Here is a 22,175-nt window from a genome sequence, read left to right on the forward strand (position 1 = left end):
AATTTGGTAGGAGAACGTCAGTCATGCAGCGAAGTGTGTTGGCAAATATGGCCAAACATCTATTGCAATATGGCCCTAAGGTCATAGCTAAGCCTTTAAACTTAGTGCCTTTTTCGATTAAGGCTCAGCTTCTTGAGCGCATCTTAAATCTGCTGATGTCGGCGCAGGTCAAAGATGGTGAACTGGATTTCTTGCAGGGGCGCTGGGTGAAGATCTCTGTGACCGATCTTGAGTTAAGCTTCGAGGTGAGCTTCGATGAGCGTCTCATCGTTCGCGAAAGTGGCGAGGCGGAGGTGAGCTTCAGCGCCTGTAGCCAGGCGCTACTGCTGATCGCCGCCGCGAAGGAAGACCCTGACACCCTGTTTTTCCAGCGCCGTCTGGCCATCGAAGGGGATACCGAGCTGGGTCTCGAGGTTAAGAACCTGCTGCTCAGTATAGAATTCGATTCTATGCCGCTGATTATGCGCCAGAGCATTACTCAGGCGGCGAGCATGCTGACCCAGTTGCAGCGTCAGGCCGACATGTCTTGGGCTTGATAGCCTTCTGATGGCGAGTGGCAATAAAAAAGCGAAGCCTGAGCTTCGCTTTTTTATTTGTTTATATTTGACCATCTGATGATAGCTACCTGTGCTTGGCCAGTTAGTCGATCGGCTTGCCGGTGATCAGGTGATACTTGACCAGGAGTTCATCCTGGGATTCCACATGGGCTGGGTCCGGGTCGATACAGTCGATGGGGCAGACGGAGACGCAGGTTGGCTTGTCGTAGTGGCCGACGCATTCGGTGCACAGGTTAGGATCTATCTCATAGATCTCTTCCCCCATGGTGATCGCCTGGTTGGGACACTCAGGTTCACACATGTCACAGTTGATACAGCTGTCGTCGATCAGTAATGCCATCTATTTGTAATACCTTGTTTCTAAACTAAATAACAATCAAATACCCATGGTTGTGATTGTTGTCGATACTCTATTCTAGGCCGAAAAAGGGCCTTTGCTTTATTCTGATTTTCTCGTGCCAGTTATATAAGACGGTCGCACAAATAGTCACACGAGTAGTCACACAAACAGCTACTCAGATTCGGCCGAGTTTGTCGTGGTGCTACTCGTCCAAATGAGGCGGAGTGCGCGCTTATTTACCGCAGAAAATCCATTAAGGCCCATTGTATCACAGGGCTCGGCTATCTGATGACAAATTAGCTTTGGTTAGGTGTGCGTCGATTTGCTTTTATTTTTACTTTAGTTTGCAGATCACACATATCTGCTTGCGTGACAGGGCAATAGATACAGGTCCTAGGGCCTGTTTATCTTTCGCGTTCATTTTTGCAGCACTCTGTATTGATTTTATACAAGGCAGAGCGATTGTAATCTAGTGCACTACATCAATGAGCGATAACGCAGTAGAAAAATGATACAGACGCTGCCCGCAGGGTTCGTCTTGAGCACGTTCAACTCTTTGTTACTCGGCTTTTATATAGAATAACTATACTCCAAGCCTCCTGCCGCGATTTGAACGCGCTCAATTAGAACAAAATTTGTTCTCAAAAGGTCAACAGGCCCTAGCGTTTTTGATTGTGCAAGGCCTTGTTCCTGTAACTCCCTGGCGTAATACCTATCACCTTCTTAAATTCTCGAATGAAGTGGGCCTGGTCGTAGAAGCCAGCGTGATAGCCTATGTCTGTGAGTGATTTGTTGGTGTCTTGCCTGAGCAAGTCTTTGGCGAAGCCGGTGCGCTGTAAGATGCTGAAGTATTTGGGCGATAAGCCTAGGTTTTGCTGAAACAAGCGTTCGAGTTGTCGTTGACTTATGTCTATCTCAGTCAGTAATTTGTGCAGCTCTCCCTGGCCTTTCTGCTTGGTTATCCAGTTTAATGCGTATCGCATGCTGGGCTCGTTTTTTTCGGCCAATGGCGTTTTGCCAGCCAGATATTGCATCAGCCTGGTTTCCAGAAGGGTGATACGCTCCTGTAGTGTCGGCTGTATGGCCAGGCGCTCAACCAATTCATCGCTAAGCAGCGTCAGGGATAGCTCCTCTGGTGTCAGATTTTGCCCCAGCATCTCAGAAAGAGGCGAGCTTAAAAACGCGCGTCCTGTGCCGGGCCAGAAGCGGATCCCCAATGCGTCCACCTGGCCAAACAACTCCAATTTTGTACTTTGCCTCGTAGGGCCTGTGACCAGACACGACGACCTATGGGGCACGCCGTCAAGGTGGATGGGCGCACCAAAATTGAAGATGATGCCACTGCCGCCCTCTGGATGCATAAATTCCGTCGATGAGTACTCAGATCCCGCCGCTCTATATATTTGCCAATAGCACTTGATATATGGCTGCAGCGCGACGCTGGGTTGAAGGCGCTGAAAGCCAAGGTGTGGCAAGGGGGGCATGTTAATCTGCTCCATTAACCTCTCTGTCCAGTCTATCTATGTCCGAATGGCGGTAAAACCTCGTCGTTCTCTTTCGAATCTTAATCAAATGTCGAAATTTTACAATTCGCATTTCTAAACTTTACATAAGATTCCTATCGCCGTGTTACCCGTCATTTCGTTGCCCTGCCAACGCCAGACGATGCAGTTATTAGCTGGCATGGCCAATAGGCTCACGGCCTTTATTTGTTCATTACCTAACTATGGGAATACAGCATGACACATCTAACCCTTAAACGATCCAAGTTGCTGATTAAGAGTTTTTCTGCCTTGTTTCTGTCCACAGTGTTTGCGGGGCAGGCCTTAGCAGAAGATGATTTTGCCGCAGAAGGGGAGAGAAGGGCTAAGCTCGCCGGCAGTGAACTGCTTGGCACGCCGGCGCCGCAGCGAGAGCTGACGACACTGGCCGGAGAAACGCTCAATCTGGGCGAGCTTTATGGTAACAAACCGGTTTATATCAAGTTCTGGGCAACCTGGTGCGTACCATGTCGCCAGCAAATGCCCGGATTTGAGGAGATTTATCAGCAGTTTGGCGACAAGCTACAGGTGATTTCCGTCAATACAGGGATCAGCGACGACATCAATTCTGTCAGTGCCTTTATAAAGAAGGAGGGGCTGACCATGCCGGTAACCATAGACGACGGCAGCTTGGCTCGGGCCTTTAAGTTGAGGGTGACCCCACAGCACTTCTTGATCGATAAGAGTGGCCGTATCGCATACGTGGGGCATCAGGATGACGAAGCCTTTCATCAGGCATTGGAAGAGGTTGCCAGCGGCAGTGTTGCCGACGCGGCGCCGCTTAGCGGCGTTGTGGCAGAGAGGGCCTCGGGCTACCAACTCGGCGATAAGCTGGCCTCTTTGGCATTGAGATCGATTGATGATACCTATCACCCGCTGCCGTCTGCCGATCAACAGGGTAAAGCGACGGGGTTGGTGTTCTTCTCTCCATGGTGTGAGTGGTACCTGGTCGACTCAGAGCCGGAAACGGCCAAATCGTGTCAGTTGGTGCGGGAAATGGTTGAGCAGTCAGCCTCTAACAGCAAAGCCCAGTGGCTGCATGTTTCCACTAACCTCTGGGCATCCCAGGCCGAGCTGGCTCAATACCAGACCAACTACCACACGCGTTTGCCAATCGTCTATGACGAGGAGGGCACTCTTTTCGGACGATTTGGCGTGACTCAGTTGCCAACCATAGTCTATATCGATGAGTCGGGCAGGATAACTGAAAAGGTCAGTGCCAAAGCAGCTGATTTTACCGATCGCCTCAAATCCTTGTTCAACGAACAATAAACGGTTTGGAGTGCAAAGCATACGATGAGAACAACCTCGTTATGGATGAAAATGATTGCCAGCTGCCTGCTTATGGTGTGCTTTGCAATATCGGTACAGGCTAGTGAAGAAGATAGCCAAAAGATGGCGGCGTCGCTTTTACTCGAATCCCGCTCGCCTGCGGCTGGCACTGAGACCAGCTTGGCAATACGTATGTCGCCGCAAGCGGGCTGGCATGGTTACTGGTTAAATCCGGGGGACGCCGGATTCCCCATGCAACTAGAGTGGCACCTGCCTGAAGGGGTGACTGTAGGCGAGCTGCAATACCCGGCGCCGGAGCCGATGGTGTTAAGCGACCTGATGAACTACATCTATCATGGTGACTATGCTCTCTTGGCACAGCTTAAGCTTGCTGACGATCTGCCCGAGGGCATTCCCATTAGCCTTGCCGTGGATATTCGCTATCTGGTGTGCAGTCCCAAGCTCTGCATTCCCGAGCAGCAAAGCTTGCAAGCTCAGTTTAACGTGGGGGAGTCAGGCGCTCCCAAGGCTGCCCAGGAGCGCTTCGATACCTGGCGCAGGCAAATCCTTAAGCCCTTGGAGGCCAGTGCAGCGTTTTCCGTTAACGACGGGCAATTTGTGTTGTCGCTGCCACTACCCGAATCCGTCGAGCTGGCGGAGGATATTCGCCTCTACCCGGAAATTAACGGGGTGATATCTAACACGGCGCCACAAAGCTTTGTTCGACGCGGGGAACGCCTCTTCATGACAACCGTAGCGGCCGAGGGGAGCGCCAGTCACTTTCACGGCGTGATAGCCCTCAATGAGTCGATGGCTGTCAGGGTGAATGCCATCCTGCAGGCAGAGGGGCTCGTTTTTCCGACTCAGGTCAGCTTGCCACCCAAGGAGGACGATAATCTGATTGTCGTTTCTACGGTGGCCGTGCTCGGGGCGATATTGGGCGGGCTTTTACTCAATCTGATGCCCTGCGTATTTCCGATCCTCAGTTTGAAGGTATTAAGCCTCGCCAACCTAGGGGATGAACGTGTGGCAAGGTCCGGTGCGCTGGCCTACACCCTGGGAGCCGTGTTGGTGTGTCTGCTTCTCGGCGGCCTCATTCTGATGCTGCGCCAATTCGGTCTTCAGGTGGGGTGGGCGTTTCAGTTGCAGCGCCCGGAAATTATCGTGGCGCTTATCCTATTGATGATGGCCATAGCGCTTAATCTCGCCGGTTTGTTTGAACTCGGCACCCTGAGTTCGGGCGGCAAGTTGCAACATAAGCAAGGGCCGGTGGGAGATTTTTGGACCGGCGTGCTGGCCGCATTTGTGGCGACACCCTGCACCGGCCCCTTCATGGCCACCGCCTTGGGGGCCGCCCTGGTACTGCCGACGGGTGTCGGACTCATGGTGTTTGCCGGACTGGGGTTAGGGATGGCCTTGCCCTTTTTGCTGGTGGGCTTTATACCTGCGCTGCGTCGACGCATGCCTAGACCCGGCGCCTGGATGTTGACGGCAAAACGCTTCTTCGCCGTGCCCATGTTTTTGACTGCCCTAGGGCTGGTCTGGGTATTGATGCAGCAGTCTGACAATCAATACGTGCTTCTTGCGCTGCTGCTGGTCTTGCTGCTGAGTCTGGGATTATGGCTCACCGGACTATTCCAACAGGCGGGGCGCCAAAGGCAGTGGTGGCCTCTGGTGTTGGTGTTGATCATCGCGGGCGGGAGCCTGATGACTGTATCTCCCGGCATGAGCGCCAAGGCGGCTAACTCGGAGACAGCGGCTAAGGCGATAGAGGCGGATACCGAGACCTCAGGGGTTATGGCGTTCGATGAACAGCTTCTCTCGGCCCTGGTCAAAAAGCAGGATGTCTTCGTCTATTTCAGTGCCGACTGGTGCTTAACCTGCAAGGTGAATGAGAAGACGGCCATAGAGCGGCAGGCGACCCAGGCCGCTTTCGCCCGCAGCAACACGGCGGTGATGTTAGGCGACTGGACAGGTGGTGAGCCTGAGATCACCCGTTTTCTGGCAAAACATCAACGCTCGGGTGTGCCCTTATATCTCTGGTATCAAAAGGGAAATCTTGAGCCAAGTGTGCTACCACAAGTATTAACCTCTTCGCTCTTGATTGAGCAAGCCACGGGAGCTGGGTGACTTGTCGCAGTGGCAGGCAGGGGGCTTGGCAATGAGCTAGAGGCTTTAGATGGTTTTTCGTGAGTAAAAAAATAGCCCGAGATTCTCGGGCTATTTATTAGGTGTGTTTACGCTAGCTGGCACTTATGGGTGCGGCTGACGTGTGCTCTGCTCACCGGTGAGGTTACGCATTAAAATGGCGCGCTCAACTTCAACCTCGGCCGGTACCGGCAGATAAACGAAGTGCCCCGAACCTAGCCCCGCCTCGACGCTCTCGCCTTTGCGGTTTTCCAGGTGTTCTATGGTCAGGTTGATGTTGCCCTGAGGGGTCATCAGCTCGACGCTGTCACCGACGGAGAACTTGTTCTTCACGTCGATCTCGGCCATACCCTTAGCGTTACGCTTACCGGTAAATTCGCCGACAAACTGCTGGGTATCGCTGATGGAGTAGCCGTAATCATAGTTCTGGTATTCGTCGTGTACGTGACGACGCAGGAAGCCCTCGGTGTAACCGCGATGCGCCAGCCCTTCGAGTTGGTACATGAGCGCCGGATTAAATTCGCGGCCGGCCGCGGCATCTTCGATCGCCTGGCGGTAGAGCTGAGCGGTACGGGCCACATAGTAGAAGGACTTGGTACGGCCTTCGATCTTCAGTGAGTCTACGCCCATCTTGGTCAGACGTTCCACGTGCTGGATGGCGCGCAGATCCTTGGAGTTCATGATGTAGGTACCATGCTCATCTTCAAACGCCGGCATATATTCGCCTGGACGTCCCGCCTCTTGCAGCAGGACGATTTCGTTGCTTGGCGCACCTTCACCCAGGGTTGGGTTGTGCATCTGCACATCAGGGTTAACCGCCACTATGTCGCCGGTTTCTGTCTGCACCGCCTCATGGGCGTCGTACTTCCAGCGGCAGGCGTTGGTGCAGGTACCCTGGTTAGGGTCGCGCTTGTTGATATAACCCGATAGCAGGCAGCGACCCGAGTAGGCCATGCACAGGGCGCCGTGAACGAAGACCTCGAGTTCGATGTCTGGACAGCGCTGGCGTATCTCTTCTATCTCATCCAGCGACAGTTCGCGGGAGAGGATCACGCGCTTGATTCCCTGCTGTTGCCAGAACTTGACCGAGGCCCAGTTGATGGCGTTGGCCTGGACAGACAGATGCACCGTCTGATCCGGGAAGGCCTCGCGTACCATCATGATAAGACCCGGGTCTGACATGATCAGCGCGTCGGGCTGCATGGCCACCACAGGCTCCATATCCTTGATATAGGTCTTGAGCTTAGTGTTGTGGGGGGCGATGTTGCTCACCACATAGAGTTTCTTGCCCAGGCTGTGGGCCTCTTGGATACCCGTTGCGAGGTTTTCCATCTTGAAATCGTTGTTTCTGACACGCAGGCTATATCTCGGTTGGCCCGCGTAGACCGCATCGGCGCCATATGCGAAGGCATAACGCATATTTTTTAGGGTCCCGGCAGGAGACAGCAGCTCAGGTTTAAACATCATTTCTCTCAATTAACAGGTATCGAACAAACTTGGGGCGGGCATTTTACTCAATGGGACAAGGCTTATGCAAATTAGAAGTTGTTTATTTTATCGACAGCGCGCCATAGCCTAAGGTAAAACAGGAGATGAAGGATAAAATTAAGCCAATTAATAACCAATAATCTGAAACTTAGCTAAAATTACACAAATTCTTAACTAGATGGACGATTTTTACCATCACGGTTAGCAAGAGTGCTGATATACTCTCTGGCAATATCAATATGGGCATAGGTTTATTAAGGAGTTTGCATGTCTAGCGAGCATCAACTACTGGTGGGGTTACTTAAAAAGTTAAAGGCAGATGCGCTGATCTTGCCAACTTTGCCCGAGGTAGCAATGCGCGTTCAGGAGGTGGTTTCCCGCCCCGACTCCAGCCCTAAGCAGGTGGCCGAAATTATCGGTCAGGATGCTGCCATCTCGGCCCGTATGATCAAGGTGGCCAACAGTGCCATGTATAGCCGTGGTATCAAGGCGGAAAACATCAATGCCGCGGTGACCCGTATCGGCCTGACACAGATCAAGGCGATCGCGACCTCTGTGGCCATGGAGCAGCTGTTCATCTCTACCAATGAGATGGTCTGGGAGGTGATGGACGAGGTGTGGCGTGCCTCTATCGAGGTGACCTCGGCGGCCTGCGCCCTGCTACTCAAGTATTCCAAGACCCACAAGGCTTGTGGGCTCAACTACGATACCCTGACCCTGGCGAGCCTGGTACATAATATCGGTGCCTTGCCGGTATTGACTGAGGCCGAGGCCAATCCTCATCTGTTTACCAGCATAGAGCAACTCAGGGCGCTGGTGAGAAAGATGCAAGGGCCACTCGGACGCGCGGTGCTGAAGAGCTGGGACTTCTCTCCCGAGGTGATGGAAGTGGTCGAGCGCTGGGCGGATCTTCCCTATCTGCCAGAGCAGGTGACCTACCTGGACTTCGTGCGTGCGGCGGCCTTCTATACGGGCGAACTGCGTGCCGGTCATGAGCTGGAAGAACGCCTGGATGTGTTCGTTAAGCGTGGTCTACCCGTGAGCCCAGAATATCTGGGATCGGATGAGTTTCTCGACAACTACCATTCGATTAAATTAAGTTATGAATAGATAAGGCCCGGTCGGCAGCGTCTGCCGATCCGTCTTGTCGTTTCTTTATCTATCAAAACATTAGGGATAGTGTGACGGCAACTGAGCTGATTTGGTTAATTGTTTATCTGATAGCAATCGGCATCGCTGGTATCATCTACTGGTACTGGCATAGGCGCACTGAGCTCAAGTTTCTTAAACGTCTGGTGACTCAGCTGAGCCAGCAACATAAGGTGCGTCAGCCCCTCAATATTGCCACCATTCCCTACCGTTTTATTCCGCTTTATGTGCAGCTGCAACACCTGCTGAAACAGCTGCCGCCGCCCAAGGGCCGCGACAAGCTGACCGGACTGCTCAATCGCGTCGGCCTAAAGGCCAAGCTGACCCGTAAGATGCCCCTCACTCAGGGGATGTTTGTGCTTATCGATATCCACCGCTTTCGCTATGTGAATGATCTCTTTGGTTTCTCCCTGGGAGACAAGTTGCTGCAGGCCCTGGCCGAGCGGCTGGAGCGGCGCATCGGCGACAAGGATATCTTGGCGCGGATGAATGAAGATGAGTTTCTGATCTATTTCCATACCCCCATGAGCGAAGCCGAGCTTGTCGTCTTTCAGCAGGGGCTGGCGCAGCCCATCAGCATCAAGGGCACAGTGATCAATTTACAGCTGCAACTTGGCTATCTCGACTTGTCCATGCACCACGCCGACGTCAGCCAGATGCTGCGCCGTCTGGACTTGGCATTGGTGCGGGCCAAGTCTGCCAGTAACTATATTGCCGCCTATCAGGAGGGAGACGATCGCAGTCAGCACAGGCAGTTGACCATAGTCAGTTGTTTTCCCAAGGCGCTGGAGCAGAACGAGCTCTATCTGGTGTTTCAGCCCAAATATAATCTGGCCACGGGAGATTGTACCCATGCCGAGGCCCTGATCCGCTGGGACAGCTCAGTGCTTGGCCCCATCTCTCCGGGCGAGTTTATCCCGCTGCTGGAATACGCTGGGATGATCAGCATGCTCAGTCAGTGGGTGATCGATCAGGTGTTGTTGCAACAGGTGCGCTGGCAGGAGAGTGATATTCGCCTGCAGCTGGCGATTAACCTGGCGATTGATGATCTGAGCGAAAAGCAATTGAGCGAGCGGATAATTAGCCGTCTAAAACAGCATGGGCTCAGCGCCCAGGTGCTGTCGATCGAGATCACCGAGAGCCAGCTGATGACAGACATGGTGCGCACAGTGGCCGTGCTCAATCGCCTCAAGCGCGCCGGGGTCAAGGTGGCCATAGATGACTTTGGTACCGGCCACTCTTCGCTGGCCTATCTCAAGCATCTGCCGGTGGACGAAGTTAAGATAGACAGGGCCTTTCTCACCGGAATTGAGTCCGATCCTCGGGCGCAGCATATCGTTCGCAGCGCCGTCGAGCTGGCCAAGGGGCTGGACTTTTCGGTGACCGTCGAGGGCGTCGAGCAGATGCCTGTGTTTGAGCTATTACAAGAGATGGGGGTCGATAAGGTGCAAGGGGATATCTATGCCAAGCCGATGCGAGCGCCAGAGCTTGAGATGCACTGGCGTAAGTTGAATCGACCGCTGGGCTAAGGTGGTTAAAAAGGCTTAGGTTTTAATAAAGGCCCTTGGATTTACTAAAGCGCTAGATTTGATACAGGCTTAGATTTCAGAGATTGACGGTCTGGCTGAAGTGGCGACTGAGCTCCTCGATGAGGGGCGGCGTCATGGGGCAGAGCTGCCTCGCCTTATTCATACAGACCATTTCGATATGGGCGGTGACCGCCGGCTTGACGCCATTGGGTCGCCAGATCTCCTGCTGCCAGACGGTGCGATACTTGCTCTCGAAGTAGAAGCGGGTACGTACATCCACTACATCGGCAAACTCCACCCCTTCATGGCAGAGCATGTCGCTGCGATAGACGGCGAAGCCCAGGCCGTGTTGCTGCCAAAGCCCCGCCAATCGTTCCGCACCGATCACATGTTCGCGGGCACGCTCGAAGTATTTCAAAAAGTTGGGATGGTACACCACGCCGGAGAAGTCGGTATCTTCGTAGTAGATCTGCACCGGAAAGTGAAAGGTTGGGCTGAACTTATCGTCTGGCTTCATCTGGAGTCTGGGTTAAATAACGCTATATAAGAGAGGCGCCAGCATAGCATACTCTGGGGCTGGTGCGGCACTTCTTGCTTGTGGGCGATTAGCTGGCGATCTACTTGCTGGCGATCGCCTGTAGGCTGTTCATGATGGACTGATAGCTGCCGTCTTGCTTGAGGGCCTTGAGGCCCTGATCCAGTTTGTCGGCAAATAGCTGAGCGTTGGGGCGCTGCTTGGAGAAGGCCACGTAGAGATCGCCTGTATGGTTGTGTACGCTGCGACTAATCACCTTGGCGACCCCCATCTGACCAAGATATTGATTGGCCACCTCGTCGTACATGATGGCGGCATCGATGCGGTTGAGCAGTAAGAGGTTAATCAGCTGATTGTGGTTATCTACCTCTACCAGCCTGATCTGCTTAAGCTGCGACAGCTCGTCGCCATATTCATAGCCCTTGATGATGCCGACCAGCAGCCCTTGGGGCAGGTGCCATTTGTCTTCTGCCTGTAGCGGATGGGCGTTATTTTGGTAGAAGGAGGCTGAGGTGGTAAACAGTGGCTCCTTGCCGAAGACAAAGGCCTCCTGGGTTTTACGCTCCTTATGCAAATTGAAGACGCCATCGACTATGCCCTGTTTGGTCATCACGACACCGCGGGCATAGGAGACAACCAGACTATCGACGTCGACATTGCTCCTAGCAAAGGCCTGTTTGACCAGGCGATGGGATAACCCCTTGCCATAGGGATCGGCAAAAGGGGCCCAGTTATCTTCGGCGGCCAGCTTGACCTTTAGCGGCGTCGACGTGCCATCGATAGAGGCCATATCCAGCTCTTGGCTGGTGGCGGTGAGACTAAAAAGCGCCAGCATGAATATCAGGCCAGAGATGAGGTAATTGATTTGCCGAGATAAGATGGGGTGCAACATCAGATTCCTTGCAGCGGTCGCGTCCTTATTTTGCTCATAATAAGGGGTTTTCGAGGGAGATCAACCGCATTACTGCGGCAATCGGCGGGAATTTTGTAGCATGCTGGCTACATCTGCACGCTCCCTAGGCGATTTGGACTGCAAGATGGGGGTTAGACGGTGATTTGTATTGTAGGGCAAAGGCTTAGGGAGAAGGTCGAGAGGCTTTCAAAATCATTGGCTTATTATGATTTAGTGGGTATTTTTTTCGAGGCTTCTGCTACACTCTGAATGATGTTATCAGGTTGATAATAAAAAACTTAGCCCCGAGAAAATTAAAACTTGTATGAATCAAGATACGTTATTTTCGCTCTCTCAAAATGCCGCGCTCTTGTTGATTATGGTATTTATCTATGACGCGATACCGCGTCAGCAGCGTCGTGAGCATTTTCTGTTGTGGCGTCTCATCATCGGGATGGTCATCGGCAGTGTGACCGTGCTGACCATGATGACCTCTTGGGAATATCAGCCTGGGGTATTTATCGACACCCGCTCTGTGGTGTTGGCCATCAGTGGCCTCTTCTTTGGCGGCCTTCCCACCTTCGTCGCCGCATCTGTAGCCTGTGCCTATCGCATGTTTCAGGGGGGAGAGGGGATGTTGGTGGGGGTGACAGTGATTGTGGTGTCGGCCCTGTTTGGTAGCCTGTGGCGTTACTATCGAAAGACCACCATCGCCGATCTCAATTTTCTCGAGCTATATCTGTTTGGTTTCCTGCTGCACTTCTCGACCCTGTCGCTGCTGTTTATTCTTCCCTTCTCCATGTTTGTCGATCTCCTGTTGCAGATCGCCGCGCCTGTGATGCTGATCTTCCCCATAGTGACCGCCTTGCTGGGGATGTTATTGGCTAGACGCCTGGAGGTTGAGAGAGATGCCAAGATCCAGCTGCAGGACGATTTTATTTTTCGTTCCCAATTCAATGTCGGCAACATGGGGATCGCCATCACCTCGGTGGATCAGCATTGGGTCAAGGTCAATCCCCGCCTGTGCAAGATGCTCAAATACTCTGAGACCGAGCTGCTTAACCGTACCTGGAGCGAGCTGACCTATTTTGAAGATCTTAAGGCGGACATGGCCGAGTTTCAGCGCATGCTGAAGGGGGAGATTGATGCCTATGAGATGGACAAGCGCTTCGTCGCCAAGGATGGTGAGATAGTCTACACCCATCTCACGGTGGCCTGTCGCCGTAACCATAACGTGGTGGACATGGTGATTGCCGGGCTTATCGATATCACAGAGCACAAGCGGGCGGAGATGGCGATGCGCACCAGCCAGGAGCGTTTGACGCTGGTGCTGGAGAGTAGCGATCTCGGCATGTGGGACTGGGATATCAAGAGTAATGAGACTAGGCGTAACCCCTGGTGCGCCAAGGTGCTGGGGTGCGATCTCGATAAGCTTAACAGCGACAGCCGCATCTGGGTCGATGCCATCCATCCCCAGGACAGGATGGCGGTGCTTAATTCCATCGACCGTCACCTCAAGGGGGAGACCCAGAAGCATTACATCGAATACCGGCTGATAAGCCTCAGCGGCGAAGAGCACTGGATGTTGGATACGGGTAAGGTGGTGAGTCGCGACCGCAATGGCCTGCCGACCCGTATGTGCGGCGTTCACTCGGACATTACCGAGCAGAAGAAGGTACAGGAATCGCTGGAGCTGGCGGCATCCGTGTATAACAACTCCAGTGAAGCCATGAGCGTGCAGGATCATAAGGGCAATATCATTACCATCAATGCCGCCTTTACCGCGATCACAGGTTATAACGAGGCGGAGGCGCTGGCCAAGAATATCCGGATCTTGCAAAGCTCCCGCACCCCGAGGAGCCAGTACGATGAGATGAACCGCTCTATTCGCGACACCGGCTACTGGCAGGGAGAGCTGTGGATTAAGAGCAAGAACGGCGAAGAGTATATGGTCTGGTTGACCATCAACACCATCTTCGATCAACACGGTGGTGTGTATCGCCGGGTGGCACTGTTTTCTGATATTACCGAGAAGAAAGAGGCGGAACATATCATCTGGAAACAGGCCAACTACGATCCCCTGACCGGCCTGCCAAACCGGCGCATGTTGCTGGAATACCTCAATACTGAGATATTGCGTATCGACCGTAATCGAAGCCATTTTGCGCTGATGTTTCTCGATCTGGATTTCTTCAAGGAGGTCAACGACACCCTGGGCCACGACATGGGCGATCTGCTTTTGCAGGAGACGGCCAAACGCCTCAAGGGCTGTATCCGTGAGTCGGATGTGGTGGCGCGCCTGGGGGGCGATGAGTTTACCGTGGTGCTCTCGGGTATCGATTCACCCAGCGGCGTCGAGCGAGTGGCCCAGAGTATACTCGAGCGCATCGCCGAGCCTTATAGCCTGGAGGATGAGACCGCCTACATCAGCGCCAGCATAGGCATTACTATCTACCCAGATGATGCCACCAGTATCGAGGGGCTGCTCAAGCACGCGGATCAGGCCATGTACGCCGCCAAGGAGCAGGGACGCAACCGTTTCCATTACTTTACCCCTTCGATGCAGGAATATGCCCGTTATCGTATGGCGCTGATCAAAGATCTCCGCAATGCCATCAATCGTAAAGAGTTTGAGCTCTTCTACCAACCTATCGTCGATATGGAGAAACAGCAGGTCTATAAGGCGGAGGCCCTGATCCGCTGGGTGCACCCCCAACGTGGTCTGGTCTCGCCGGGCGAGTTTATTCCCGTGGCGGAAGAGACTGGGCTGATCAACGACATAGGTAACTGGGTATTTGAGAAGGCCGCTCAGCAGAGCGCCCGCTGGCGAACCCAGTATGGGGTCGAGATCCAGATAAGCATCAACAAGTCGCCGATTCAGTTTAGGGACGAGGGAGACAGCTTCAGCGACTGGCTGGCACTGCTGCGGCATCTCGAGCTCTCCAGCAATGCCATCTGTGTCGAGATCACCGAAGGCCTGCTGCTGGACGCCTCGATGGGAGTGACCGACAAGTTGCTCTCCTATCGCGATGCCGGTATTCAGGTGTCTCTGGATGACTTTGGTACCGGCTATTCATCGCTGGCTTACCTGAAGAAGTTCGACATAGATTATCTCAAAATCGATCAGTCATTTACCCGTAACCTCGAGTCCGATAGCGATGGCGTGGCCCTGTGTGAGGCGATCATCGTCATGGCCCACAAGTTAGGGATCAAGGTGATAGCCGAAGGGGTGGAGACCCAGTTCCAGCACGATATTCTGGCCAAAGCGGGGTGTGATTTTGCCCAGGGCTATCTCTACTCCAAGCCGGTCTCGCTGCCGGAGTTTGAGCGCCGCTATGTTAATCCGCCGGCGCACTAACCCTTGATGTGAAGATAGCGTTACCTTTATGGGGCGCTTTTTGCTAGACTCCGCGCTCACTTTTTGTCAGCTTGCAGGTTGCCCATGAATTTCGATGCCCTCCCGTTAGATCCTTTACTGGCCCAGGCGGCCGAGGCCTGCGGCTACACCAGCCTGACACAGGTTCAGGCCAAGGTGATCCCCTGCGCCCTTGGCGGGCAGGATCTGATGGCCTGCGCCCAGACGGGAACCGGTAAGACGGCGGCCTTTAGCTTCGTGTTGTTGCAGCGCCTGCTGAATCAACCCAGACGGCTTGGACAGCTCAGCGCCCTTGTGTTGACTCCAACACGGGAGCTGGCGATACAGGTGGCTGAGAGCATAGTTCGCTATAGCCAATTCACCGAGCTCACCACCCTGGCCGTCTATGGTGGCGCCAACATCAATCCCCAGCGTAAGGCCTTGGCGAAAGGGGTCGATATCCTGGTGGCCACACCGGGGCGGTTATTCGACCTATTGGGGCAACATGGACTGAGCCTGGAGACGGTGGAACAGCTCATTGTCGATGAGGCGGATCGCATGCTCGATATGGGCTTCGTGAGAGATATCGAGCGAACCAAACGACTGCTCTGTGACACTCACTCGACCATGCTGTTCTCGGCTACCTTTACGCCGGAGGTGAAGGCGCTGGCCACTAAGATGCTGAATGAGCCTGAGTGGTTTAATGTGGCTAGCACGAGTGGTGGCCCGCAGATTGAGCAGAAGGTCTATCCTCTAGATGGGCGGCGCAAGGCAGAGCTGCTGGCGGAGCTTATCGGTCGCAATAATTGGCAGCAGGTGTTGGTTTTTGTCAACACCAAGGAGAGCGCCGAGCGGCTGCATCGCGAGTTGAAACTCGATGGCATTAAGAACGCCGTATTTCATGGCGATAAGACCCAGGGCGCGCGCAATAGGGCGCTGGAGCAGTTTAAGACGGGCGAGCTGCGGGTTCTGGTGGCGACAGATGTCGCCGCCCGTGGCCTGGATATCACCGCCTTGCCCCTAGTGATCAATCTGGAACTGCCGGACGAGCCCCAGGACTATGTGCATCGTATCGGCCGTACCGGCCGCGCCGGTCTCAGCGGGGTCAGCATCTCTTTCGTCGCCAAGCAAGATGAGGCCGCATTGGCAGAGGTCGAGGCCCTCATTGGCAAGACCTTGCCCCGCGAGGTGCAGCCCGGATATGAACTGGGGGCGCCGCTACCGGCCAGATATCGCGAGCTTGACGCCGGCGTGCAGCCTAAGGCCAATCAGTTTAAGAAAGGCAAGGGGAAGAAGTTTGGCGGCCAGGATAACAGAAGGGGACAGAGTCGCTCTAAGGCGTCCCAGCGCAAGGCTGGTAGTGACAAGGCGAGACGCCCATCAAGTGATAAGGGCTTCAGGGGCAAGCGCTAGCAGGTTAAGCTAGGGCTGCTGAAAAGGATTGCAATCTCAGGTCTGCACTCTACACTGGGGGCGATTTTTCAGTGCGGAGCCGCCAATGATCCTAAAGCCTATTCCTACCCATGTCGTTACCGGTTTTCTCGGTGTGGGCAAAACCAGTTTCATCCAGTATCTGCTCGCCCATAAGCCAGTGGGGGAAATCTGGGCCGTGCTGGTCAATGAGTTTGGCGAGATAGGCATAGATGGCGAGCTGCTCAGGGGCGAGGGCGGTGATGTGGCCATCAAGGAGGTGGCGGGTGGATGTCTCTGCTGCGCCGCCGGGGTGCCCACTCAGGTGGCGGTCAATCAACTGATTGCCAAGGCCAAGCCGGATCGTCTGTTTATCGAGCCCACAGGCTTGGGCCATCCTAAGGCGATCGTTGAGACCTTGAGTCAGGGACATTTTCAGCAGGTGCTGTCGATGCGTGCCAGCCTCTGCCTGGTAGACCCGAGAAAACTCAACGACCCGCGGTATCTTGAGAGTGAACTGTTTACCCAGCAGCTTCACATCGCCGACCTTATCCTGGCCAATAAGATGGATCTGGCTAGCGACGATGACGTTAAGCGGCTAGAGGCTTACCTGACGCAGCAAGCAATCAAAGCCGAGGTCATGCCTGTGCAGGTGTCAAAGCTGCTCTTGGAAAATGATGCCGCCTTATATCAATCTCTTAATCTGCACTATTTTGAGCGGCCCACTGCCTGGCGTGCCCAGATTCCAGCAAGGCAAACATTAGGATCTACTTTGACTGGCGCGCTGCAACGACCCACTTTGCCCTTCGACGAGGCGCCAGAGGCACAAACTCTGCAATTTGACGAGCAGGGGATCTACCGTGCCAGTAATCAACATGAAGGGCGATATACCCTGGGCTGGGTGTTCGACTATCGCTACGAGTTTGATTTTGAGGCGCTGCTAGCCTGGGTAAAACAACAGGGTTATTTACGCCTCAAGGCGGTGATGATCACAGATGAAGGGATTGCCGCCTTAAACTTTGTCGATGGACAGCTTAGCGTGCAAGAGCTGGACGATAGCCTGGATTCGCGTCTGGAGATAATTGCATCTGAATCCCTGTCACAGACTGAGGTTGAGATGGCGCTGCTCAGTCTATCTAAACGCCTGTCTATCTAAACGCCTGGCTATCTGATATCTTCGCTCTCCAATAGTCGTTTCTGTGTCGATTCAATACCATGTCTGAGAGTCATGTCGTCTCCGGGAGTGATGCGCACTCCGATCTAGCCACAGCCCCCATTCCTAAATTGGTGTGGCGCTACGCCATTCCCACCATACTCTCTATGGTGGTGACCGGCGTCTATGTGGCCATCGACGGTATGTTTGTCGGCCACTATCTTGGTGAGGTGGGGCTGGCGGGCATGATGCTGGCTTATCCCGTGGGGGCGATCCTCTACGCCGTCGGCGCCTTGATCGGTATGGGCGCCGCATCATTGGTGTCGATAAACCTGGGGCTTAAAGATGTCGCCCGGGCGCGGCACTTGCTGGGTAACGCCTTCACCCTCTGCCTGCTGGCGGGCACCGGACTGGCCCTGCTGGGCACCCATTGGAGCCAGACCATACTCATCTGGCTCGGGGCCGAAGGGGAGGTGCTGGCCAGCGCCGAGCAGTATCTGTTTTGGTATTTTGCCCTGGGGGTCTTTCCCGTATTGGCCATCGCCTTTACCGCCTTGCTGCGTAACGATGGCCGCCCCGGCTTCGTCACCCTGGTGCTTATTCTCTCAGGCTGTTTGAACGTGTTATTGGATTGGCTGCTGATCGTGGTCTTTCCCTATGGCCTAGCGGGCGCCGCCATCGCCACCATGATCTGTCAGGCCTTCACCGCGCTTGCCTGCCTGCAGCATTTCTTCACCAAGCGCACGCGATTGGGGATCGACTGGCAGCAGATGCGCCTGAATCTGGACCATTGCAGCAACATCCTCAGGGTCGGCGTGCCAAGCTTCTTGATGAACCTCTACCTCTCCATCGTCCTGACCCTGCATAACATGGCGTTTCTCTGGGTCGGTGGCCCCATTCATGTGGCGGCCTACGGGGTGGTGAGCTACGCCGAGGCGCTGTTTTACCTGATCTTCGAGGGGATAGCTTTCGGCACCCAGCCCCTGTTTAGTTTCAATACCGGGGCGAAGCGGTTCGACCGGGTGTTCGAGACCCTGAGGCTGGTGATCATCATGACTCTGGTGACCGCGCTGGCGGGTGTCGCCTTCATCTACTGGGCGCCTGAATATCTGGTCTACATCTTTGCCGGTGACAATCCCGAGCTGACACCGGTGGCGACAGAGGGGATGCGTCTCTACTTCTGGGGACTGCCGTTTGAGGGGCTGATTCTGGTCGGGGCAGCCTTCTTCCAGGCCATTAATCGCTCCAGGGAGGCCTCGATATTGACAGGTAGCAAGCTGGTGTTGATTGCCATGGTGCTCTATCTATTTGCCTGGCTCTTCGGCGTCACGGGTGTGTGGATCTCCCTCGCCAGCTGCTCCTTACTCCTGACTGTCTGGATGATTTACGCTTTAACTAGGCTTTCCAAGGATTTAAACTAGGTTTTCCAAGGGATTAAGTTAAGCAAGTAATTTAAGTTGGCGTAGATTCCTGTTACCCTAGAGGGGATTTTAGTTGGCCAGCCACGAGTCGATACACAGGGTGTGCCAAGGCGGGCGTATCCTAACGTGTTAGGCAAGGCTATTTCTGGCAGCTAATTTTTCTAAGCCATTCTCCCTAAGAGAAGGCCTCAGTATCACAAATAAGGATATTTGTTCACTATGAAGAAGTCATTATCAGGTCTTGCCCTGATGTTGTGCGCGCAGTTTGCCGCGCCTCTTTGTGTCGCTTCCCCCTTTAGCGAAAGCTACGCCGCCTATCAGCAGGCGCTGGTGGGACAAGACAAAGCTCAGGTGGCGCTTACCGCCGCCAAAGCCTATGAATTGGGCCAGGGCTATTTCGAGTCCGACAGTATCGATCTGATTAATCTCGAGCTTAATCTGGCCACCGCGCTACAGGAAAATGGCGATACCCAGGCCGCGCACAAGCATTTCGATAATGTCATCCAGGTCTACCGAAAACACTTCGGCCGCGATGCTATCGAGCTTGTCGATCCGTTAATTGGCGCCGCCCAGACCATGGAGGCGTCAAGAGAGAAGGTGGATCTGTTTAAGCAGGCGATCTCCATCGCACAGGATGCCGACAAACCTTTGCTGCTGGCCGAGGTGAAGATGTTGACCTTCCATGGTTTAGCCTCGACCCGCTTTTATACCCGGGATATACGTGACGAGGCGCTGGAAGCCTATGAGATCTATCGTCATGAGATGCCGGCCGATGCGATGGCAAGGCTCAAGGCCACCTATTATGTGGGCATGATCAAGGCGGCAGAGAAGAAGTACGATAGGGCCATCCCCCTGCTGGAAGAGGTGATCAAGCAATTCTCTGTGCTCGACTTTAGCCACCCCTACAAACTGGCCGCCCATGCCCGTCTGGTGGAGATTTTTGAGGCCGAAGGCGAGAGTGATAAGTCGACCCAGCATTGTGTGGCGATTGGCAGCATGAAGCCCTGGTCCGATGAACAGGAGCAGTCCCCCCTCTATCGGGAAGCGCCAAAGTATCCTATCTCCTATGCCAGAGATCGCCGGGAGGGCTGGACCCAGATGTCCTTTACCGTGGATGAACAGGGATTCGTGCGGGATCCTGTGGTGTTGGCCTCGGAGGGGGGGCAGCAGTTTACCCGCGAGTCGCTAAAGGCCATTAAGCGCTGGCGCTACGCGCCTAAATTTGTCGACGGCAAGCCTGTACCGGCTGAGGTCAGTGTGCAGCTGGACTATAGAGTTAAATAACAAAAAGCCCGCGAATATGCGGGCTTTTTAATGAAACATTGACCTTATACCAATCGTAATAAACAATTGATCATTCTAGCTTGTTAAAACGCTCGATAACTGTATTAGTATTTTTAATTGTAGAATAACTACTTATCTAAAAATCCTGCTTTGTTCTCAAGCGTTTTTCCTGCGCTATTTCTGATCACATATTTACTGTGATTGGTATTAAAACAGTTTACTGCCCCAGCCTAGTTTATTTCTCAACACGTGGAAGTAGTTGTAGCCCTTGGGGTGGATCAGTCTGAGTCGCTCCTTGCTGCGTCTCACTATGATCTCATCTCCCGGCAAGACGGGTAGGGTGACGTGACCATCACAGCTGACCTCTAGTGCATCGCCGTTGTCTGGCGACACGACCAGCTTGATGATGCTGCAGGCGTCTACCACGATAGGGCGGCAGGAGAGGGTATGGGGAAACATGGGCACCAGGATCAAGGCTTCCAGATTTGGCGTCAGGATGGCCCCCCCGGCCGACAGCGAGTAGGCGGTCGACCCTGTTGGGGTGGAGACTATCATGCCGTCGGCGCGTTGGCTGTACATGAACTTGTCATCGATATAGACCTCAAACTCGATCATGTGGGCAATCTTGCCCGGGTGGAGTACCGCCTCGTTGACCGCGGTATTGCTCGACTTCATCTCGCCGTGTCTGTGGACCTCTGATTCCAGCAGAAACCTGTGCTCCGTCTCATACTCGCCCTGGAGTACCTTGCCCAGGGCCTCTTCGAAGGTGTCTGGCGGCAGGTCGGTGAGAAAGCCTAGGTTACCCCGGTTAACGCCTATCACCCCAACATCGAAGCGGGCTAGCACGCGTGCGGCGCCCAGCATATTACCGTCACCCCCTACGACTATGGCCAGATCGCAATGTTCGCCAATCTGCAGCAGATCCACCGATTTCACCTGTGGCCCTATCTCGCCGGCAACGCGCTCTTCGACATAAACCTCATAGGACTGCATGGTCAACCAGTGGTGCAGACGTTTTAGGGTCTTATGGGTCCCAGAGTGATGGGGTTTGCCGATTAAGCCGATTGTGTGAAACGCTTTGGTCATATTTCTGTTTGATCCATGCCTTAGGGGCTGTTGAACTTTCCTGTTTGTTTTTGCAGCAATTTGTAGGCCATTTATCCCAGGCAGAGCCCGTGTCATGTAGTTATTCTACATAAACGGGCGATAACGCAGTAGAAATGGCCTACAAAAGCTGCCCGAAGGGTTCATCTAAACAGCCCTTGAGCCGTGTTGCGTACTATTACATAGAATAAGTATGCGACACAGCGCGGGCCTTGAGTAAAAAGCGTTTAGATAGAACAAAAATCAAATCTGAAAGATAAACAGACCCTAGGGCTTGAAACCTCAAATTTGATCCCCATAATATGCCCAGAGCATGCAGAAACAAAGCATTTTTAGCTGGAGTAACAATGAGCAAAGAGTCAAACAAAGCCCAAGAACCACAGATTGAAGAAACCGAAGCTGTAGAAGTTGAAACCGAGGTGGTTGAAGATGCAGCCAGTTTGATGGACGAACTTACCCAAGCTAATTTCCGTGTTGAAGAGCTGGAGCAAGCCCTGGCCGCTGCCGAGGCTAAGGTGGAAGAGCAGAAAGATTCTGTTGTTCGTGCTGCCGCCGAGGTAGAGAACGTGCGTCGCCGTGCGGCGCTCGATGTCGAGAAGGCCCACAAGTTTGCCCTGGAAAAGTTTGCCAACGAGCTGCTACCCGTTATCGACAACATGGAACGTGCCCTGCAAGGCACCAGCAGTGAAGATGAAGCCACCAAGGCGATCTACGAAGGGGTTGAGTTGACACTGAAGAGCTTCACCAGCGCGGTTGAAAAGTTTGGTCTGACGCAGGTCGATCCTCAGGGGAAAGCATTTAACCCGGATCATCACCAGGCGATCGGTATGCAGCCTAGCGAAGAGTTCCCGGCCAATACCGTGATGATGGTGATGCAAAAAGGTTATATGCTCAACGAGCGTCTGTTGCGTCCAGCCATGGTGATGGTGTCTCAGGGCGGCGCCAGCGTCGATACTCAGGCGTAAGCTAGTCAACGTACGCTAGTTAACGCAAGTTA

General features: G+C 53.8%; 17 protein-coding genes. 11 read left to right on the plus strand and 6 right to left on the minus strand.

The window, feature by feature from the left end:
* Positions 1 to 23: 23 nt before the first annotated feature.
* Positions 24 to 536 carry a ubiquinone anaerobic biosynthesis accessory factor UbiT gene (gene ubiT / locus L2731_RS16425; protein ID WP_239851765.1) on the plus strand — a complete coding sequence of 171 codons (513 nt, stop codon included), beginning with the start codon at positions 24 to 26 and terminating at the stop codon, positions 534 to 536.
* Positions 537 to 639: 103 nt separating this feature from the next.
* Here the strand turns inward: ubiT and L2731_RS16430 are convergent, their stop codons facing one another.
* Both L2731_RS16430 and L2731_RS16435 read right to left on the minus strand, forming a co-directional pair.
* Positions 640 to 897, minus strand: coding sequence for a YfhL family 4Fe-4S dicluster ferredoxin (locus tag L2731_RS16430; RefSeq protein ID WP_011866582.1), 258 nt, complete (start codon positions 895 to 897; stop codon positions 640 to 642).
* Between the two features lie 659 nt (positions 898 to 1,556).
* The gene (locus L2731_RS16435) at positions 1,557 to 2,396 is read right to left on the minus strand and encodes an AraC family transcriptional regulator (protein WP_249254530.1); all 840 of its coding nucleotides are present in this window, start codon (positions 2,394 to 2,396) and stop codon (positions 1,557 to 1,559) included.
* A 240-nt stretch (positions 2,397 to 2,636) separates the two neighbouring features.
* On the opposite strand from L2731_RS16435, the gene L2731_RS16440 reads away from it, so the two are divergent.
* Positions 2,637 to 3,710: a redoxin domain-containing protein gene (locus L2731_RS16440; RefSeq protein ID WP_249254531.1), complete on the plus strand. Its 1,074-nt coding sequence runs from the start codon at positions 2,637 to 2,639 to the stop codon at positions 3,708 to 3,710.
* 51 nt (positions 3,711 to 3,761) lie between these two features.
* Positions 3,762 to 5,840, plus strand: coding sequence for a protein-disulfide reductase DsbD family protein (locus L2731_RS16445; RefSeq protein WP_249254532.1), 2,079 nt, complete (start codon positions 3,762 to 3,764; stop codon positions 5,838 to 5,840).
* A gap of 123 nt (positions 5,841 to 5,963) precedes the next feature.
* On the opposite strand, the gene trhP is transcribed toward L2731_RS16445, so the two are convergent.
* Positions 5,964 to 7,322: a prephenate-dependent tRNA uridine(34) hydroxylase TrhP gene (gene trhP / locus L2731_RS16450; protein WP_239851751.1), complete on the minus strand. Its 1,359-nt coding sequence runs from the start codon at positions 7,320 to 7,322 to the stop codon at positions 5,964 to 5,966.
* Positions 7,323 to 7,613: 291 nt separating this feature from the next.
* Here trhP and L2731_RS16455 point away from each other — a divergent pair, with 291 nt between their 5' ends.
* Positions 7,614 to 8,456: an HDOD domain-containing protein gene (locus L2731_RS16455; RefSeq protein ID WP_041509138.1), complete on the plus strand. Its 843-nt coding sequence runs from the start codon at positions 7,614 to 7,616 to the stop codon at positions 8,454 to 8,456.
* Between the two features lie 71 nt (positions 8,457 to 8,527).
* Positions 8,528 to 10,024 (plus strand): putative bifunctional diguanylate cyclase/phosphodiesterase, encoded by a 1,497-nt coding sequence (locus L2731_RS16460; protein ID WP_249254533.1) that lies wholly within the window; start codon positions 8,528 to 8,530, stop codon positions 10,022 to 10,024.
* 76 nt (positions 10,025 to 10,100) lie between these two features.
* Here the strand turns inward: L2731_RS16460 and L2731_RS16465 are convergent, their stop codons facing one another.
* Together L2731_RS16465 and L2731_RS16470 are read right to left on the minus strand one after the other, a co-directional pair.
* The gene (locus L2731_RS16465; protein WP_249254534.1) at positions 10,101 to 10,541 is read right to left on the minus strand and encodes a thioesterase family protein; all 441 of its coding nucleotides are present in this window, start codon (positions 10,539 to 10,541) and stop codon (positions 10,101 to 10,103) included.
* A gap of 100 nt (positions 10,542 to 10,641) precedes the next feature.
* Positions 10,642 to 11,451 carry a substrate-binding periplasmic protein gene (locus tag L2731_RS16470; RefSeq protein WP_249254535.1) on the minus strand — a complete coding sequence of 270 codons (810 nt, stop codon included), beginning with the start codon at positions 11,449 to 11,451 and terminating at the stop codon, positions 10,642 to 10,644.
* A 325-nt stretch (positions 11,452 to 11,776) separates the two neighbouring features.
* Here L2731_RS16470 and L2731_RS16475 point away from each other — a divergent pair, with 325 nt between their 5' ends.
* The 5 genes from L2731_RS16475 to L2731_RS16495 all read left to right on the plus strand — a co-directional run bounded on the left by L2731_RS16475 (position 11,777) and on the right by L2731_RS16495 (position 20,074).
* The gene (locus L2731_RS16475; protein WP_239851745.1) at positions 11,777 to 14,809 is read left to right on the plus strand and encodes an EAL domain-containing protein; all 3,033 of its coding nucleotides are present in this window, start codon (positions 11,777 to 11,779) and stop codon (positions 14,807 to 14,809) included.
* Positions 14,810 to 14,893: 84 nt separating this feature from the next.
* Complete coding sequence (locus L2731_RS16480; protein ID WP_249254536.1) at positions 14,894 to 16,219, plus strand: DEAD/DEAH box helicase; 1,326 nt, start codon at positions 14,894 to 14,896, stop codon at positions 16,217 to 16,219.
* An 85-nt stretch (positions 16,220 to 16,304) separates the two neighbouring features.
* Positions 16,305 to 17,372 (plus strand): CobW family GTP-binding protein, encoded by a 1,068-nt coding sequence (locus L2731_RS16485; RefSeq protein WP_249254537.1) that lies wholly within the window; start codon positions 16,305 to 16,307, stop codon positions 17,370 to 17,372.
* A gap of 59 nt (positions 17,373 to 17,431) precedes the next feature.
* On the plus strand, positions 17,432 to 18,790 hold the full coding sequence (locus tag L2731_RS16490; protein WP_249254538.1) for an MATE family efflux transporter: 1,359 nt from the start codon (positions 17,432 to 17,434) through the stop codon (positions 18,788 to 18,790).
* 219 nt (positions 18,791 to 19,009) lie between these two features.
* Positions 19,010 to 20,074: a TonB family protein gene (locus tag L2731_RS16495; RefSeq protein ID WP_239851740.1), complete on the plus strand. Its 1,065-nt coding sequence runs from the start codon at positions 19,010 to 19,012 to the stop codon at positions 20,072 to 20,074.
* 207 nt (positions 20,075 to 20,281) lie between these two features.
* On the opposite strand, the gene nadK is transcribed toward L2731_RS16495, so the two are convergent.
* The gene (nadK, locus tag L2731_RS16500; RefSeq protein WP_041509146.1) at positions 20,282 to 21,160 is read right to left on the minus strand and encodes an NAD(+) kinase; all 879 of its coding nucleotides are present in this window, start codon (positions 21,158 to 21,160) and stop codon (positions 20,282 to 20,284) included.
* A gap of 365 nt (positions 21,161 to 21,525) precedes the next feature.
* Between nadK and grpE the strand changes: the two genes are divergently transcribed.
* Complete coding sequence (gene grpE / locus L2731_RS16505; protein ID WP_249254539.1) at positions 21,526 to 22,143, plus strand: nucleotide exchange factor GrpE; 618 nt, start codon at positions 21,526 to 21,528, stop codon at positions 22,141 to 22,143.
* Positions 22,144 to 22,175: the final 32 nt, after the last annotated feature.

The organism is Shewanella aquimarina (genome assembly GCF_023349185.1).
GTDB classification, from domain to species: domain Bacteria; phylum Pseudomonadota; class Gammaproteobacteria; order Enterobacterales; family Shewanellaceae; genus Shewanella; species Shewanella aquimarina.

Coding starts and splice junctions, on each gene's coding strand:
- L2731_RS16495 (WP_239851740.1), top strand. CDS start 19,010: ATGAAGAAGTCATTATCAGGTCTTGCCCTGATGTTGTGCGCGCAGTTT.
- L2731_RS16490 (WP_249254538.1), top strand. CDS start 17,432: ATGTCTGAGAGTCATGTCGTCTCCGGGAGTGATGCGCACTCCGATCTA.
- L2731_RS16465 (WP_249254534.1), bottom strand. CDS start 10,541: ATGAAGCCAGACGATAAGTTCAGCCCAACCTTTCACTTTCCGGTGCAG.
- L2731_RS16480 (WP_249254536.1), top strand. CDS start 14,894: ATGAATTTCGATGCCCTCCCGTTAGATCCTTTACTGGCCCAGGCGGCC.
- L2731_RS16470 (WP_249254535.1), bottom strand. CDS start 11,451: ATGTTGCACCCCATCTTATCTCGGCAAATCAATTACCTCATCTCTGGC.
- grpE (WP_249254539.1), top strand. CDS start 21,526: ATGAGCAAAGAGTCAAACAAAGCCCAAGAACCACAGATTGAAGAAACC.
- ubiT (WP_239851765.1), top strand. CDS start 24: ATGCAGCGAAGTGTGTTGGCAAATATGGCCAAACATCTATTGCAATAT.
- L2731_RS16475 (WP_239851745.1), top strand. CDS start 11,777: ATGAATCAAGATACGTTATTTTCGCTCTCTCAAAATGCCGCGCTCTTG.
- L2731_RS16430 (WP_011866582.1), bottom strand. CDS start 897: ATGGCATTACTGATCGACGACAGCTGTATCAACTGTGACATGTGTGAA.
- L2731_RS16455 (WP_041509138.1), top strand. CDS start 7,614: ATGTCTAGCGAGCATCAACTACTGGTGGGGTTACTTAAAAAGTTAAAG.
- nadK (WP_041509146.1), bottom strand. CDS start 21,160: ATGACCAAAGCGTTTCACACAATCGGCTTAATCGGCAAACCCCATCAC.
- L2731_RS16445 (WP_249254532.1), top strand. CDS start 3,762: ATGATTGCCAGCTGCCTGCTTATGGTGTGCTTTGCAATATCGGTACAG.
- L2731_RS16435 (WP_249254530.1), bottom strand. CDS start 2,396: ATGGAGCAGATTAACATGCCCCCCTTGCCACACCTTGGCTTTCAGCGC.
- L2731_RS16485 (WP_249254537.1), top strand. CDS start 16,305: ATGATCCTAAAGCCTATTCCTACCCATGTCGTTACCGGTTTTCTCGGT.
- trhP (WP_239851751.1), bottom strand. CDS start 7,322: ATGTTTAAACCTGAGCTGCTGTCTCCTGCCGGGACCCTAAAAAATATG.
- L2731_RS16440 (WP_249254531.1), top strand. CDS start 2,637: ATGACACATCTAACCCTTAAACGATCCAAGTTGCTGATTAAGAGTTTT.